The organism is Pseudomonas veronii (assembly GCF_002028325.1).
In the GTDB taxonomy this organism is placed as follows: Bacteria; Pseudomonadota; Gammaproteobacteria; order Pseudomonadales; family Pseudomonadaceae; genus Aquipseudomonas; species Aquipseudomonas veronii.
On the sequence record NZ_CP018420.1, the window covers coordinates 5,247,935 to 5,263,053 of the forward strand.

Below are 15,119 nucleotides of genomic sequence, written 5' to 3' on the forward strand. Positions count from 1 at the left end.
TGAGCCAGGGAGAATCAGGCAGCGCGCTCTTCGCCCGGGTTGCGTTCGAAATAGCGCTTATATTCGCGGCTGAACTGCGACGTACTCTGATACCCCACCCGATGCGCCGCCTGTGCCACGCCCATGCCTTCCACCAGCAACAACTGCTGCGCCTTGAGCAAACGCAAACGCTTCAGATACTGCACCGGCGACAACAAGGTGCAGCGCTTGAAGTGTTCATGAAAGGTCGACGCACTCATGTGCGCGTAACCTGCCAACGTCTCGATATTCAGCGGCTCGGCGTAATGAGCATGCAGGTGATTCAACGAGGTGGCGATCCGCGAGAACTGCCCCTGCTGTTCCACCAACGCCCGCAACACATCGGCCTGGGGCCCGCGCAAGGCGGTGAAGAGTAATTCGCGCACACGCGCCGGGCCCATGATCCGGCTTTCCAACGGATCGTGCAGGCATTGCAACAGGCGCTCGACGCAACCGCGCATGGCGTCATCCAGCACCACCGAACTCATCGACTCCAAAGTCTGCGCCGTCGGCGGCGGCCCGGCCTGCATGCCCATGGCCATCACCAATTCGCCCAACACCACCCGGTCAATCCCCACCGTCACCCCCAGCAGCGGTGCGTCGGGCGCCAGGGCGAACGTCTCGCACTCGAACGGCACCGGCATCGCCTGGATCAGGTAGTGCCCCGCGCCGTACTCCAGGGTACGCGGGCCCAGGTACGCGACTTTGCTGCCCTGGGCGACGAACATCAGGCTCGGCTCATAGATCTGCGGCCCGCGCGCGACGTCGCAACTGGCGCGCAGCACCTGCACGCCCGGCAGGTGGGTCGGGGAGAAACCGTCGCAGGGCGTCAGCCTCTCGATCAAGGAAACCAGGGTGGCGTTGGCGTCGAGATGGCGGGTCAACAACATGGCAAAAAACTTCGCGAATAAGGGATGAGAGCATCATCGCAGGTCTGGCGCGCCGTGCATCCAAACCAGGCGTACTGCCGGACGAATAGGCATGAGACTCGGAGCAATCGCCATGGCCGCCTCCGGGGTCGGCGCGGAAAATGGCCCACCTCACTTGTCACTGCTTCTGCGAGGTTCACTCATGTACACCGCTATCGGTTATGCCGCCCAGTCGGCCACCACTCCCCTCGCCCCCATGTCGTTTGAACGCCGCAGCCCGCGCGCCGATGACGTGGCGATCGAAATTCTGTACTGCGGCGTCTGCCACTCTGACATCCACCAGGCCCGCAACGAATGGGGCATCGCCGTGTACCCGCTGATGCCGGGCCATGAGATTGTCGGCAAAGTCACCGCCGTCGGCGTCAGCGTCACCGCGCATAAAGTCGGTGACCTGGTCGGCGTCGGCTGCATGGTCGACTCGTGCCGCCATTGCGACGCCTGCCAAGCGGACCTGGAGCAATACTGCCTCGAAGGCCCGACCATGACCTACGCCACCCCGGACCGTGTGGACGGCAGCAACACCATGGGCGGCTACTCCGACAGCATCGTGGTCAGCGAACACTTTGTGGTGAAGATCCCGGCCAAGCTCGACCTGGCCAGCGCCGCACCGCTCCTCTGCGCCGGCATCACCACCTACTCGCCGCTCAAGCACTACGGTGTGAAGGCCGGCGATAAAGTCGGGATTCTCGGCATGGGTGGCCTGGGCCATATGGGCATCAAGTTCGCCAAGGCGATGGGCGCCGAAGTCACGCTGTTCACCCGCTCCGCGAGCAAGGCCGAGGAAGGCCGCCGCCAGGGCGCGGATCATGTGATCGTGTCCACCGACGCCGCGCAAATGCAAGCCGCCGCCGGGCACTTCGACTTCCTGCTGGACACCATCCCGGTGCAGCACGACCTGAACCCCTACCTCGATGTGCTGCGCTTTGACGGCGTGCATATCCTTGTTGGCCTGATCGAGCCGGTGGACCCGCCCGTCAACGCCGCCAAGTTGGTGCTGGGGCGTAAAATGCTCGCCGGTTCGCTGATCGGCGGCATCGCCGAAACCCAGGAAGTCCTGGATTTCTGCGCCGAGCATGGCATCACCTGCGACATCGAAATGCTCGACATTCGTCAGATCAACGAGGCGTTCACGCGCATGATCGCCGGCGATGTGAAGTACCGCTTTGTCATCGACATGGCGACCTTGAAGGCCTGATCAGGCCTTCGCGCCCAACTCCGCAGACAGCCGCGCCGCAACCTGTTTGATCACAGGAATCAGCTCGGCCATTTTCTCCAGCGGCATGTAGGGCACGGTACTGGCGATGCTGATGCCGGCGACGATTCGCCGGCTGGCATCGCGCACCGGTGCCGCCACGCAGCGGATCGACGGTTCGTTGTCTTCCAGGTCGAACGCATACCCGCCCAGCACATACTCATGCATGCGCTGCTCGAACTGCGCCCAGGATTGCTCGGGGTGTTGCGGCCACTGCAGGTTTTTCCCTGCCGCCGGCTGGCTGACTTCGTACAGGCGCTGCCACTCTTCGACGCTGTCATCCAACAGCAACGCCTTGCCGATGCCGGTCCGCGCCAGCGGCATGCGATGGCCGACCCGCGAGCGCATTTCCGGACCGTTGCGCCCGGGGTTCTTGTGCAGGTAGAGCACGTCGTCGTCTTCGCGAATCGCCAGGTGGATGGTGTCACCGGTCAGCGCCGACAACTCATCCAGGTACGGCACCGCCAGGGTCACCAACGGCAACTCTTCGCGCGCCTGAAACCCCAGCTCGATCAGCTTCGGCCCCAGCAGGTAACCGACTTGCGGCACCACGCGCAGGTAGCGCTCCTCCACCAGGCAACTGGCCAGGCGGTGCGTGGTACTGCGGGTGGTGCCGATGCGCCGGGCGATCTCTTTCAGATCCCGCGCACCAGCCGCCACCGCCTGCACCACGCCCAAGCCACGCAGCAAGGTCTGGGTGCCAGTGGGGGCGGCGTCTTTGACGGGGGTGTGGGCGGTTTCCTGCATATCGGGCCTATGTGGTGGTACGAAAACGAGCGGCATTATGGCAAATACCGAACCTCAATACAGTTGAGATCCAAATGTGGGAGGGGGCTTGCCCTCGATAGCGGTGTGCCAGTCTGCACATCTGTTACTGATAGACCGCCATCGGGGGCAAGCCCCCTCCCACACTTAGATCTTCACATGGCATGAATTCAGCGCTGCTTCATGCGGTCGATAATAACCGCCAGCAGCAGGATCGAGCCGCGGATCACGTACTGGTAGAAGGTGTCGATGTTCTTCAGGTTCATCGCGTTCTCGATGATCGCCAGGATCAGCACCCCGGCGATCACATGGCGGATCATGCCGATGCCGCCGCTGAGCGACACCCCGCCCAGCACACAGGCGGAAATCACCGTCAGCTCGAAGCCCTGGCCGATCATCGGCTGGCCCGAGGTCATGCGTGACGCGAGGATCACCCCGGCCAACGCACCGATCAGGCCATGCACGGCAAAGATCAGGATCTTCGTGCGGTCCACGTTGACCCCGGCCAACAGCGCGGCTTCCGGGTTGCCGCCGATGGCCATGGTGTTGCGCCCGTAGGTGGTGTAGTTGAGCAGCCAGCCGAAGAACAGGAAGCAGACGATGGTGATCAGGATCGGCACCGGCACGCCCAATAACTGGCCGTTGCCGAACACGAAGAACTGATCCTGGGACACCCCCACCGCCTTGCCGTCGGCAAAGATATAGGCCAGGCCGCGTACGATCTGCATGGTCGCCAAGGTGGTGATCAGTGCATTGACCCGCAGCTTGGCGATGACGATGCCGTTGATCAGCCCGACAATCAGGCCCATCAGCAGCGCCGCGCCGATGCCCAGCATGACGCTGTCGGTGTCGCGCATCACAATCGCGGCCACCACCCCGGCGCAGGCGATCACCGAGCCCACCGACAAGTCGAAGTGCCCCGACGCCAGGCAGAACAGCATGGTGCAGGCGGCGATGCCCACGGTGGAAATCGCCAGGCCCAGCCCGCGCATGTTCAGCGGCGAGAGGAAGTTGTCGATCAGCAAGGCACACAGCAGGAAAATCGCCAGCGCCGCGAGCAGCATCGCCCAGTTGTCGAGCAGCGCGCGCAGGTCCAAGGGTTTGCGTGCCGTCGGCAACGCGTTGTGTTGGGTCGTCATAGTCGTCTCTCAGTTCGCCAGGCCACGCGGCAAGGCCAGTTGCAGCAAGTTGGATTCAGTGGCGTGTTCGCGCCGTTGTTCGCCGCGCAAAGCGCCTTCACACAGCACCAGAATGCGATCGGAAACCCCCATCACCTCCATCAAGTCGCTGGACACCACAATCACCGCGATACCGCTGGCCGCCAGGTCATGGATGATCTGGTAGATCTCCGACTTGGCGCCGATGTCGATGCCCCGCGTCGGCTCGTCCAGCAGCAGCACCTTCATCGGCATCGACAGCCAGCGGCCGAGAATGGCCTTCTGCTGATTGCCGCCGGACAGGTACATGATTTTCTGCGCGGCGCTCGGCGTCTTGACCTTCATCCCGCGGATTTGCTGCTCGGCGTTGCCCTGCTCCCAGCCCTCGCGCAGCAGCCAGCCGAACCGGGAATGGGCGCCGCGTGCGCTGATGTTGATGTTCTCCGCCACGCTGCCCAGCGGGATGATGCCTTCCTTCTTGCGGTCCTCCGGGCACAGCAGCACGCCGGCGGCAATGGCGTCGCGCGGCGAGCGCAATTGCAGCGCTTGCCCGCACAGTTCCAACTGCCCCGCCGTGGCGCGCTGCAAGCCGCTGAGCAGGCGAAACAGCTCGGTGCGCCCGGCGCCGACCAAGCCGAACAGGCCGAGGATCTCGCCCTTGCGCACCTCAAAGCTGACCGGTTCACGCAAGCCCGGGCCGAGCAAACCGTCGACCTTGAGCGCCACCTCGCCGTGCTCGCGCGGCCGATAGTCGTAAATGTCCTGGATATCGCGACCGACCATGCAGGTGACCAACTGGTCGTGACTCAGCGCACGCATGTCGTCGAAGGTACGCACGTAGCGGCCGTCCTTGAACACCGTGACCGCGTCGCAAATGCGGAACACTTCTTCCATGCGATGGGACACGTACAGCACCACTTTGCCCTCGTCGCGCAGGCGCGTGATGATCGCCATCAGCCGGTCGATCTCGCGAGCCGACAGGCTGCTGGTCGGTTCATCGAAGGCAATCACATGCGCGCCACGCGACAGCGCCTTGGCGATTTCCACCAGTTGGCGCTGGCCCAGGGACAGGCGCCCAAGCTTTTTCTGCGGGTCGATTTCATCGGCCAGGCCCTTGAGGCACGCCAGCGCCCGCTGGCGCAACTGGCCGCGGTTGACCACGCCGAAACGCGCCGGTAAATGCCCGAGGAACAGGTTCTCGGCGACGCTCATTTCCGGCACCAGATGCAGCTCCTGGTGGATCACCGCGACGCCGCTGGCAATGCTGTCGGCCGCGCATTTGAAGGCCATGGTCTGCGCGCCGATCTGCACGCTGCCGCTGCTCGGGATGTAGGCGCCGCCGAGGATCTTCAGCAGCGTCGACTTGCCCGCGCCGTTCTCGCCCATCAACGCGTGTACCTGCCCCGGGTGGGCAGTGAAACTGATGTTGTCCAGCGCCTTGACCCCGGGGAAGGTTTTGCCGATGCCGTCAAAGCGCAGTGCCGCTGCGGTCATTTCCACAGCCCGATCTTGGTCAGTTCTTCCTGGAAGTTGGCGCGGGTGATCAGCGTCACTTCGTCCATCGCGGTGTACTTCGGCGGTTCCTTACCGGTGGTGACCCACTCGTACATCATCAGCGCGGTGTTGTAGCCCTCGATGTGCGGGCTGGGCAGCATCGAACCGAAGAAGCCGCTGTTGGCTTTCTTCAACTCGCCGATGGCGTCGGTGCCGTTGATGCCGATGCCGATCACGTTGGCGGCTTTGAAGCCGGCGCTTTCGGTGGCGCGCACGCCGCCGAGCACGGTGTTGTCGTTCATGCCGCCGATGATCAGGTTCTTCGCGCCGCTGGGCAGCTTGACCAGCGCCGAGTTGGTGGCGTCCATGCTGCCGGGCACGTCGAGGGTCTTGAGCGCGGCGGTGAGGATATGGTCTTTGGGGATGCCGGCTTCTTCGAGGGATTTGATCGAACCGTCGGTGCGTTTTTTACCGGTGTCGAGTTCGTTGAAGGTGTTAATCACCGCGTAGGTGTCCTTCCAGTCCCAACCACGTTTCTTCGCCTCGGCGGCCATCGCCGCGCCTTGCTTCTGGCCGACTTCGAACGCGGCCATGCCCAGGTACGGCACGTCTTCCATGAAATTGCCCTTGGCGTCGACGAAGCGATCATCCACGGCCATGACTTTCAAGCCGTTGACCTTGGCCTTGGCGACAATGGCCGGGCCGAGGGACACGTCCGGCGGGCAGATCACAAAGCCCTTGGCGCCGTTGGCGGCCAGGCTGTCGATGGCTGAGAGGGTCTTCTCGCCGTCGGGCACGGCGATCTTGATCACAGTGAAACCATGTTCCTTGCCAGCCTTTTCGGCGAAGGCCCATTCGGTCTGGAACCAGGGTTCTTCGGCTTGTTTGACCAGGAAGCCGATTTTTACGGGTTCGGCAACGGCCAGGCTGCTGAAGCCGCTTAACGCAATGGCGGCGGCGAGTACGCGGAGTGTTTTTTTCATGAACGGCACCTCTTGTTGTTATTGGAGAGTGACAAGTTCTAGTCGTGGTACATCACCGACCGTCCGCCATCGATCATCAGGCAGGTGGCGTTGATAAAGGGCGCCTCATCGGTGGCCAGAAACAGCGCGCTCATCGCCACCTCCACAGGCTGGCCGATGCGCTTGGGCGGGTGCAGGTCGAATGCGCGCTGGCGCTCGGCGTGGGGGTCGGGGAAAGTGTTCCAGTAGTCAACGTTGAGTTGGGTTTCGATATAACCCGGGGCGATGGCATTTACGCGGATGCCCTTGGGCGCGTATTCGATGCCGAGGGCGCGGGTCAGGCCGAGCAGGCCGTGTTTGGCGACGGGGTAGGGAAAACAGCCGGGAATGATGTGGCTGGAATGGGTCGAGGCGATGTTGATGATGTTGCCGATGCCCTGCTCGATCATGTGCGGCAACACCGTGCGGCAGCCATACCAAGCGCCGTCGAGGTCGATGGCGAAGCAGCGCCGCCAGTCTTCGTCGGTCATCTGCAACGGGTCGCGGAACACGTTGACCCCGGCGCAGTTGACCAGCACATCGACACGGCCGAAGCGCTCGATGGCCAGGTTGACCAGCGCCTGCCATTGCGCCTGGGACGTGATGTCGACCGGTTGCGCGTAGATCTCGGCGCCGCGTTCGCGCCAGTGGGCGGCGACTTGCTCGACCTTTTCGCCCTGGATATCGGCGATCACCAAACGTGCCTGCTGCGCCTGGAAGCAGGCCACGATCGCCTCGCCAATGCCTTGGGCCGCGCCGGTGACGATCACCACCTTGTGCTTGAGCCGCTCGCCATAAGTCGGTTCGGGCACGGCGGGGAGTGACAGAGGTTGTGCCTGCATCGCTTCACCTGTTTTATTTTTGGTAGTGAGTGCTGATGCAGCCGACTATAAACCCAGACCTTGAAATATCTCAATATATAAATTTACATCCCATATAGTGAGAATACATATAAAAAAACCGGCGTCGGGACGCCGGTTTTCACCGGGTACCTGATCAGCCCTGGGCGAAATCCCGTAGCGCATCGCCCTCCATGCGGTAGCGCACCCACTCTTCCTGGGGCTGGGCGCCGATGGATTTGTAGAAGGCAATCGCCGGTTCGTTCCAATCCAGCACGCTCCATTCGAACCGCCCGCAACCGTTGTCGCAGGCGATCTTCGCCAGGTGGCGCAGCAACTTCTTGCCGGCCCCGCCGCCGCGTTGCTCGGGGTTGATGTAGAGGTCTTCGAGGTACAGGCAGTTGCTGCCCAGCCAGGTGGAATAGCTGAAAAAGAACACCGCGAAGCCGATGGGCAAACCGTCGCGCAGGCAGATCAGCCCATGGGCGGTGGCGCCTTCGCTGAACAGGCTGCGCTCGATATCCGCCACACTGGCGATCACTTCATGACGGGCTTTTTCAAACTCGGCAAGCTCGGTGATGAAAGTCAGGATCTGCGCAGCATCGCTGGGCACGGCGGGGCGAATCTCGATGGTCATGGGCGCGCCTTGGGCAAATTCAAAGGCCACATACTAAGACGGTTTGATGACAGATTGCAGTGCAATTTCGGGATCGCCAGGCCACCTTACTCCGTTGCGGGCTAAAGCAAGCACCAGCAACCACAGAACAATCCGCCCTGACACGCATGGTAGAACGTGGCCATAACTCCAATGATTCCAAGGCGTGCTCATGAACTCCACACCTCCGGTGGGCGGAAAACTATTCGTCCTGTTTTGCCTGGCCAGCTTCCTGTTGTCCTTGTCCTACGGCTCGACGTTTCTGCTGTCGTTGCTGATTCACTCGCGCGGTGGGAATGAGCATGACGCCGGCAGTGTGATTTCCACGGCGATGCTCAGTACCTTCGTCGCGGTAGTGCTCTCCGGGCATTTGGCCGATGCATTGGGCGCGGCACGGGCGATTGCGGGAATGGGCGTGTTGCTGGTGGTGGCCTGCCTCGGTTTTGCCCTGACACCGGGGTTTGGCCAAGGCTTGATGCTGTTCGGGCTGGCCCTCGGCTTGGGTTGGGGGGTGTTCTACACGCTGGGCCCGATCATCGTGACCTTGCTGGTCGAGCCCAGGCAGCGGGCCAAGTACTTTGCGCTGCTGTCGGGCAGCATGTTGAGCGGGATCGGTTCCGGGCCCTTGCTCGGACGAGCCACCAGTGCGCTGGACCTGCCCCTGACGACCGCCTTCTATATCGCTGGGGCGGCCAGCCTCGTTGGGGTGCTGATGTTCTGGCGACTGGGCGCACAACTCAAGCACCATGCGAATGCGCCGACGTCGAGGATTTCCCTGGCCGCCAGCCGCCGGGTGCTGTCGTCCAGGGCGGCGTTCGCCATCCTCATGGTCGGCCTGGGCGGTTGCGTGTTTGGCGGGCTTTCATCGTTCCAAACCAGCTACGCGGCCGCGCATGGGTTGGATTATTCGCTGTTCTTCGCGGGGTTCCTGAGCGCCGCGATCACCAGCCGTCTGTTGATCGCCGGCTTCGTGGTCAAGCGTGATGCCTACCGGGCCGCCTGTGTGTTGTCCGGGATCATGCTCGGCTCGATTGCACTGTTTGCTTTTGGTGTGAGCGGTAACCTCAGCTACCTGCTGGCGGCTGCCACGCTGGGGGTGGGTTACGGCCTGACGTATTCGGTGATCAATGGGCTGGTCGCGCACGAAGCGCCGTCCGGCACGACGTCCCAGGCGTTGCTGCTGTTCAGCCTGGCGTATTTTGTCGGCGTCTTCGGGTTTCCCTGGCTGGCAGGCAGGATCATCGTCGACTACGGCCTGTCGACATTGATGATGGGCGTACTGGCCATCGCTGCACTGAACTGGATGATCACCGTGGCACGCCTGATAGCGCGCCAGCTCTCGGCGCACAAAACCTTACAGGTGTCCTGATACCGCTCGTCGGCATCCAGGCGCGATCATCGACAACGGCGCCGACCCGCACATCGATAGCCAGGCGAACACCGCTCAAAATGCGGGGGCTTATCCAGCGAGGAATGCGTCGACTTCCGCGGCGCCGGGAGCAGTCGCCGGCCCCCAGCGCGTCACCGCCAGGGCTGCCGCCGCATTGGCACGGCGCGCCGCGTCGAGCGGTTTCAAACCATTGGCCAAACCGGCGATGAACACGCCGGCGTGGGCATCTCCCGCGCCATTGCTGTCGACCGCTTGCACCTTGAAGCCGGGCACAGGCTCAAGCGTATTCGCCCGCCCGACCCAGCAACCGTTCGGCCCGTCGCGCACCACCCGCAGTGTGTCGGCGGGCAGATACCGGTTGAGCTTGATCAGCGCCTCGGCCATATCCGCCGCGCCGGTGAATGCCAGGGCTTCCGGGCCGTTGCTGGTCCAGATGTCGATACGCGGCAGCAGCGCGCGCATCAACGCCGAGTCGGGCGCCTTGACCAGCGGGCCCGGGTCGAACACCACCGTAATCGCCCGTGGCAGCGCCAGTAGCCAGTCGATCAGCGCCTGGGCCTTGCCGTCGAGAAGCAGGCTGTAGCCACTCACGTACACGTAGTCATCGGCACGTGGCGCGACGTTGGCCAAGTCCCCGGCGCTCAGCTCGCCCTCGGCGCCCAGATGGGAGATGAAGGTGCGCTCGCTGCTGGCTTCGGTCAGCGCCACGCACAGGCCGGTGTCCTTGCCGGCGCTGGCGGGCAGCGCGATGTCGATGCCTTCGGCGTGCATCGCCGCACGGGCCAGGTCGCCGAAACGGCCGCTGCCGTGGCGCCCCAGGTAGACCACCGGCAGCCCGTTGCGCCGCGCCGCCGCCATCACATTAAAACCGCCGCCGGCTTCGAAACGGGCCGATTGCGCCAGCACGTCGCCGCCGCTCGCCGGCAATTGATCGAGGGCCATGACCAGGTCGACGATGACCTGGCCGGTGTGCAGCAACCTAGGCATTGGCACGCTCGACCAATGCCGGACGCCGGTCAGCCGCGCCGCCGAGCAACGCATATATTCCGCCGGCCACCACGAAAGTCACGATCCAGCCCAGGCCGTTGTGGCCCAACCAGGAATCGGACAACGGCCCGGCGAACCAGATGTTGTCGGCGGTGGTGCCGATGGTAGTGAAACTGAACCCCAGCCCGATCGCCACGGCCCACGCCCCCAACGCGCGCCATTCCACGCCGCCGCGATACCAGTAGGCGCTGCTTGGGCTGACGTTCAGCAGGTCGTCAGGGCTGTAGTAATGACGGTGAATCAGGTCGACCACGAAGATCCCCACCCACGCGGTGATCGGCACCGCCAGCAACGAGATGAAGGTGATGAACGGGCCGTAGAAACTGTCGGCGATCAGCATGAAGTAGATCGAACCGGCGAAGATCGCCACGATATCGACGATCACCGCGTACACGCGCTTGACCTTCAAACCGAGGGTCAAGGTAGTGAGGCCGGCCGAATACACCGACAGGTTATTCGACAGCAACAGCCCGCCAAACGCGGTGATCAGGTACGGCACGGCCATCCAGGTGGGCAGCATGTCGCGGATCGCGACGATCGGGTCGGTCGCCGCCGCCAGGTCGTTGTTGCCCACCGACAGCAGGCCGCCGAGGGTGATCAGCAGCACCAGTGGAATGCCCGCGCCAAACGCGGCAGACGCCACCAGGCGCACGGCCGTGACGCTGCGGTGTTGGTAGCGCGACATGTCGGCGCCGGCGTTGGCCCAGCCGATCCCGGTGCCGGCGGCCATGGTGCCGATGCCGATGAGCATCGCGCTCAAGGGCGCCGGGGTGGCGTTGAACACTGCGCTCCAGTCGATGGTGGCGCAGAGGAAGCCGCCGACCAGGAGATTCAAGGCGCCGAATACGTAGGTCGCCCACTTCTGGATCACCAGCAAAGTCGCATGCCCCAGGCCGGAAACGGCCAGGGTCAGCAGTACGAAAATGGCGATGAACAGCAGCGTCAGCAGCGGCGCACTTTTCGCCGCGACCGGGGTGTGGAACAGCAGCGTACACAACGACAGCAGCACGAACGCAGCAGTGGTGGTGTTGACGGTCTCCCAACCGAGCCGCGACATCAGCGACACCAACGTCGGCCCGATATTGCCGCGCACGCCGAAGATGGCACGGGACAGCGTCAGACTCGGCGCACGCCCGCGCCGCCCGGCGATCGAGATAATGCCCACCACCGCGAAGGAGCCGGCGGCACCGAGGATGGCGACGATGACCGCCTGCCAGATGGCCAGGCCGCGAAACGCAACCAGGGTGGCGCCCAGCGGCAACCCCAGGATGCTGATGTTCGCGGCGAACCACACCCAGAACAGTTGCAGCGGATGGCCGTGGCACTCGCCTTCGGGGACCGGTTCGATGCCGCGCGTTTCCAAGCGCCCGGCGCTTGGGCCGGAAGTGGACGTACTCATGTGCGGGTGCTCCTGGTGCCAGTATTGTTAGGGTTGTGGCAAATTCGCAAATCGCAATGTTGACTCGGTCAGTGCGCGAGCGCGCTGGCCTGTAGCGCCTGGCGCAAGCTGAGCAGCCCTTCAACCAACGGCTGCAGCGCCAGCCCGTTGACCCGCTGGACCTGTTCGATCATCGCCGCCGGCCAGCATTGCATCCCCAGGCACGCGCCCAGCATCGCGCCGAGGATCGCGGCGATGGTGTCGGTGTCGCCGCCCAGGCTGGCGGCCACGCACAAGGCCTCGAAGGCGTTCATCTCGCCCACCGCCACTTGCTGCGCGAGGGCGAACGACACCACCACCGATTCCTGGGAAGCGACCGAGGTGCCAATCAATTCATAGAGCAAGTCGGCGAACAGCGCCTTGTCGCCACTGGCGACGCTCAAGGTCCGCGCCCAACCGATGCGCGTGGCAATACGGCCGCCGGCCACCCAGTGTCCATGGCGTTCGGCCTGCTGGGCGATCTGGCTGCCGATGTTCAGCGCTGTGCCCAGGTCCGCGCCGTTGATCCCGGCCGAGACCACCGCCGCCACTGCCGCGGCACTGGAGATGCCCAGGCTGGTGTTGTGGGTCACCTGGCACGCCTGGATCACCGCACGGATGAACGGCGCGGGGTCGCTGACATCGGCGGCAATCCCCACCGGCGCGATACGCATCGCCGCGCCGTTGGTGGTGCCGTAGCGCCCGGACTCTTCAGGCGTATGCCCGGCGAGGATCATGTCGATGGCGCGCTTGGTCGACGGGCCCAGCAGGTCCTGGGAGCCTTTGGCGCGCATTCGCGCTTCCCAGTCGATCAGGCGTCGCGCAAGTACGCTCGGCTCGATCGTGCCCTGGCCTTCCACCAGCAACTCACCGACGAGGATCGCCTGCTCGGTGTCATCGGTGATGGAGCCGGCGGGCATGTTCGGTGCGATGGGTTGGTCGGCGTCGGCATCTTCCAGGCCGGTGATGGCACCGAAGCGCGCCCGGACCTGCTCGCGGCTCAAAGACTGGGTGGGCATGCCCAGGGCATCGCCCAACGCCAGACCGTAGAAGGCACCGAGGGCACGATTGTGCGCGCTCATTTCGTCGCGCCAAACTGCAAGTGCAGACGAAAATGCAGCGGGTCGAGCAGACTCTCCACGTATTCCATGAAGCGTTCGCGCCGGTCGTAAGTGGTGCGCGACGCCTTGAGAAACACCGTGCCCACCGGACGCTCGAGCAGCTCGGCGTCTTCATCGGTCAGAGGCTCGGCGCCGATCCATTGATCGCCTTCGGCGCCGACGTAACCGTAGGCGGCCAGGGTGATGGTCAGGGAGTTGTCGATCAGCCCGACCCGGGGCAAGCCTTCCAGGCCTCCGGAGGCCGGCATCAGCGAGCGCTCCAAAGACACGGCGCGGCCATCGGCGGCGCGGCGGCGACGGTCGAGGGCGATGAATTGGTCGCTGCCGAAGCGGCTGAACAGGTCTGGGCGGGTCACGGCTTCGAAGCGCAGGATGTCGGTGCTGACCAGGGCGCCGGTGTCGGCCAGGGCCTGGGCCCAGCCATTGCGTTGGTCGAGCACCATGCCGTCATAGGTGACGATGGAGCCGACGCCGCCCTGGGTGGCGATGTAGTTGCGGCGCTTGAGTTCGGCCAGGGCTTCGCGCAGCGTGCCGCGACTGACCGCAAACTCTTCGGCCAGTTGATGCTCACCCGGCAGCAGGAAACCATCGGCCATCACCCCACCTTCGATACGGCGGATGAGTTCGTCGACGACGCGTTTTTTCTTATCGAATCGGACATGTCTAATCATGTACAAATTGATAACCGAAAGCAGCCGTTTACAGCAAGCGAATTATTTCAGGGAGAGGAAAAAAAACCTTCTCAGGGCTCCAGGCCAATCGGGAAGAACGTCCCGCCGCTCCACACGCCGAGCCAGTTCTGACCGTCGATCGGACGGCTCACCGCCAGCTCGACCAATTGGTAGAACACATTGCGATGCACCAGGGCTTCGAGGTTGGCGCGCACGCGCAGATAGGGCGAAGGCTCCTCGGTGTCGGGGTCGATCACCACCCGCAGCGGGTGTTCAAGATCGGCCTCGACCTGCTCGTCGACTTGCGTGGTGAAGCGCAACCGCTGGCTTTCGCCCTGCCCTTCGACTTCCAGGGTGACCGCGACAAACGGCGCATCCTCGACGGTGATGCCGACCTTTTCCACGGGGGTGACCAGAAAGTACTCATCGCCATCGCGGCGGATGATGTTGGAGAACAACTTGACCATCGGCTTGCGCCCGATCGGCGTGCCCTGGTAATACCAGGTGCCGTCGCGGGCAATGTGCATGTCGATGTTGCCGCAGAAGTCCGGGTTCCACAGATGCACCGGCGCCGGCCCCTTGCCCTTGGGCAGTTGGGCCAATAGATCATTGGCCTTGGCGGAATCGGTCATGGGCTTCTCCTCTGGCTTACTGATCGCTCATGCCCAGCAGGCCTCGGGCGTACTGCGCCAGCGGGCGGGCGATCAGATCTTGGGGCGTATTGTCGTGGAACGTCAGTAAACCGCCACGACTGCGAATCCGTGCAGTATCAATCAAATACTGGGTGCTGGTCTCGATCAACATGATCTGGATAACGCCGCTGTCCAGGCCGACACGGTCGAGGGCCTGCTGATCGGTCCACTCATCGGCGTTGCCGATGCGGTCATCCGCCTTGGCGAAGCGGCAGTACAGCAAGTAGTGAGCGCCGGCCGCACGGGCTTCGGCCATGGCTTGTTCGAGGCTTTCGGGCTGGCGGGCGCGGCGCACCATGGGGAAGTATTCGACGAAGCCGTTGAAAGCTTCTTCGGCGACCACGTTCGGGCGCGGATAGGCGCTGCCGGGCGGCACGAAGGCGCCCTGGGCGATGAAGACAAAGGAGTCCGGCTGCACGCGAATCGACGCGGAGCGCCGGGTGTCGCTGTGGTCCAGCAACCCGGCGTCGCTCATCTGATAACGGGTGCCTTCGGCCATATCGCTGACGGTCATGCAACCACTCAGCGTCAACGACGCCAGCAACAAAACCAGACTACGCATCCTAATCCTCCAGAAGCCGGTGACGGAAAACCGGCGAATGGGCATGAGATGCAGAATCCGCGCCATTTGGGGAGGGGGCTTGCTCCCGATTGCGGCGAGTCGGTCAGAT

Annotated in this window: 15 protein-coding genes; 2 read left to right on the forward strand and 13 right to left on the reverse strand. The window is 63.7% G+C overall.

What is annotated here, in order from left to right:
• Positions 1-14: 14 nt before the first annotated feature.
• The gene (locus tag PverR02_RS23895) at positions 15-908 is read right to left on the reverse strand and encodes an AraC family transcriptional regulator (RefSeq protein ID WP_017848522.1); all 894 of its coding nucleotides are present in this window, start codon (positions 906-908) and stop codon (positions 15-17) included.
• A 181-nt stretch (positions 909-1,089) separates the two neighbouring features.
• Here PverR02_RS23895 and PverR02_RS23900 point away from each other — a divergent pair, with 181 nt between their 5' ends.
• A complete protein-coding gene (locus PverR02_RS23900) occupies positions 1,090-2,142 on the forward strand; it encodes an NAD(P)-dependent alcohol dehydrogenase (RefSeq protein WP_079444526.1) in 1,053 nt (350 codons plus the stop codon).
• Here the strand turns inward: PverR02_RS23900 and PverR02_RS23905 are convergent, their stop codons facing one another.
• The 6 genes from PverR02_RS23905 to PverR02_RS23930 all read right to left on the reverse strand — a co-directional run bounded on the left by PverR02_RS23905 (position 2,143) and on the right by PverR02_RS23930 (position 8,092).
• The gene (locus tag PverR02_RS23905; RefSeq protein WP_046382387.1) at positions 2,143-2,946 is read right to left on the reverse strand and encodes an IclR family transcriptional regulator; all 804 of its coding nucleotides are present in this window, start codon (positions 2,944-2,946) and stop codon (positions 2,143-2,145) included.
• 188 nt (positions 2,947-3,134) lie between these two features.
• Entirely contained in the window at positions 3,135-4,103 is a 969-nt protein-coding gene (gene araH / locus PverR02_RS23910; protein ID WP_079444527.1) for an L-arabinose ABC transporter permease AraH, read from the reverse strand.
• A 9-nt stretch (positions 4,104-4,112) separates the two neighbouring features.
• On the reverse strand, positions 4,113-5,615 hold the full coding sequence (araG, locus tag PverR02_RS23915; RefSeq protein WP_079443549.1) for an L-arabinose ABC transporter ATP-binding protein AraG: 1,503 nt from the start codon (positions 5,613-5,615) through the stop codon (positions 4,113-4,115).
• Complete coding sequence (locus PverR02_RS23920; RefSeq protein ID WP_046489315.1) at positions 5,612-6,598, reverse strand: substrate-binding domain-containing protein; 987 nt, start codon at positions 6,596-6,598, stop codon at positions 5,612-5,614. Before PverR02_RS23920 ends, araG begins: the two co-directional genes overlap by 4 nt.
• A gap of 38 nt (positions 6,599-6,636) precedes the next feature.
• Positions 6,637-7,458, reverse strand: a complete 822-nt coding sequence (locus PverR02_RS23925; RefSeq protein ID WP_046382383.1) for an SDR family oxidoreductase — start codon at positions 7,456-7,458, stop codon at positions 6,637-6,639.
• Positions 7,459-7,612: 154 nt separating this feature from the next.
• Entirely contained in the window at positions 7,613-8,092 is a 480-nt protein-coding gene (locus PverR02_RS23930) for a GNAT family N-acetyltransferase (RefSeq protein ID WP_057005494.1), read from the reverse strand.
• Between the two features lie 190 nt (positions 8,093-8,282).
• On the opposite strand from PverR02_RS23930, the gene PverR02_RS23935 reads away from it, so the two are divergent.
• Positions 8,283-9,479, forward strand: coding sequence for an MFS transporter (locus tag PverR02_RS23935; protein WP_046382381.1), 1,197 nt, complete (start codon positions 8,283-8,285; stop codon positions 9,477-9,479).
• Positions 9,480-9,569: 90 nt separating this feature from the next.
• Here the strand turns inward: PverR02_RS23935 and PverR02_RS23940 are convergent, their stop codons facing one another.
• The 6 genes from PverR02_RS23940 to PverR02_RS23965 all read right to left on the reverse strand — a co-directional run bounded on the left by PverR02_RS23940 (position 9,570) and on the right by PverR02_RS23965 (position 15,010).
• Positions 9,570-10,487: a PfkB family carbohydrate kinase gene (locus PverR02_RS23940; RefSeq protein WP_079444528.1), complete on the reverse strand. Its 918-nt coding sequence runs from the start codon at positions 10,485-10,487 to the stop codon at positions 9,570-9,572.
• Positions 10,480-11,946, reverse strand: coding sequence for a purine-cytosine permease family protein (locus PverR02_RS23945; protein WP_046489304.1), 1,467 nt, complete (start codon positions 11,944-11,946; stop codon positions 10,480-10,482). Before PverR02_RS23945 ends, PverR02_RS23940 begins: the two co-directional genes overlap by 8 nt.
• A 68-nt stretch (positions 11,947-12,014) precedes the next feature.
• Positions 12,015-13,046, reverse strand: a complete 1,032-nt coding sequence (locus PverR02_RS23950; RefSeq protein WP_079444529.1) for an ADP-ribosylglycohydrolase family protein — start codon at positions 13,044-13,046, stop codon at positions 12,015-12,017.
• Positions 13,043-13,756: a GntR family transcriptional regulator gene (locus PverR02_RS23955; protein ID WP_046382376.1), complete on the reverse strand. Its 714-nt coding sequence runs from the start codon at positions 13,754-13,756 to the stop codon at positions 13,043-13,045. The genes PverR02_RS23950 and PverR02_RS23955 overlap by 4 nt, the downstream gene beginning before the upstream one ends.
• 71 nt (positions 13,757-13,827) lie before the next feature.
• Positions 13,828-14,388, reverse strand: a complete 561-nt coding sequence (locus PverR02_RS23960) for a DUF1285 domain-containing protein (protein ID WP_046489303.1) — start codon at positions 14,386-14,388, stop codon at positions 13,828-13,830.
• A 16-nt stretch (positions 14,389-14,404) separates the two neighbouring features.
• Positions 14,405-15,010: a DUF4823 domain-containing protein gene (locus tag PverR02_RS23965; protein WP_046382374.1), complete on the reverse strand. Its 606-nt coding sequence runs from the start codon at positions 15,008-15,010 to the stop codon at positions 14,405-14,407.
• Positions 15,011-15,119: the final 109 nt, after the last annotated feature.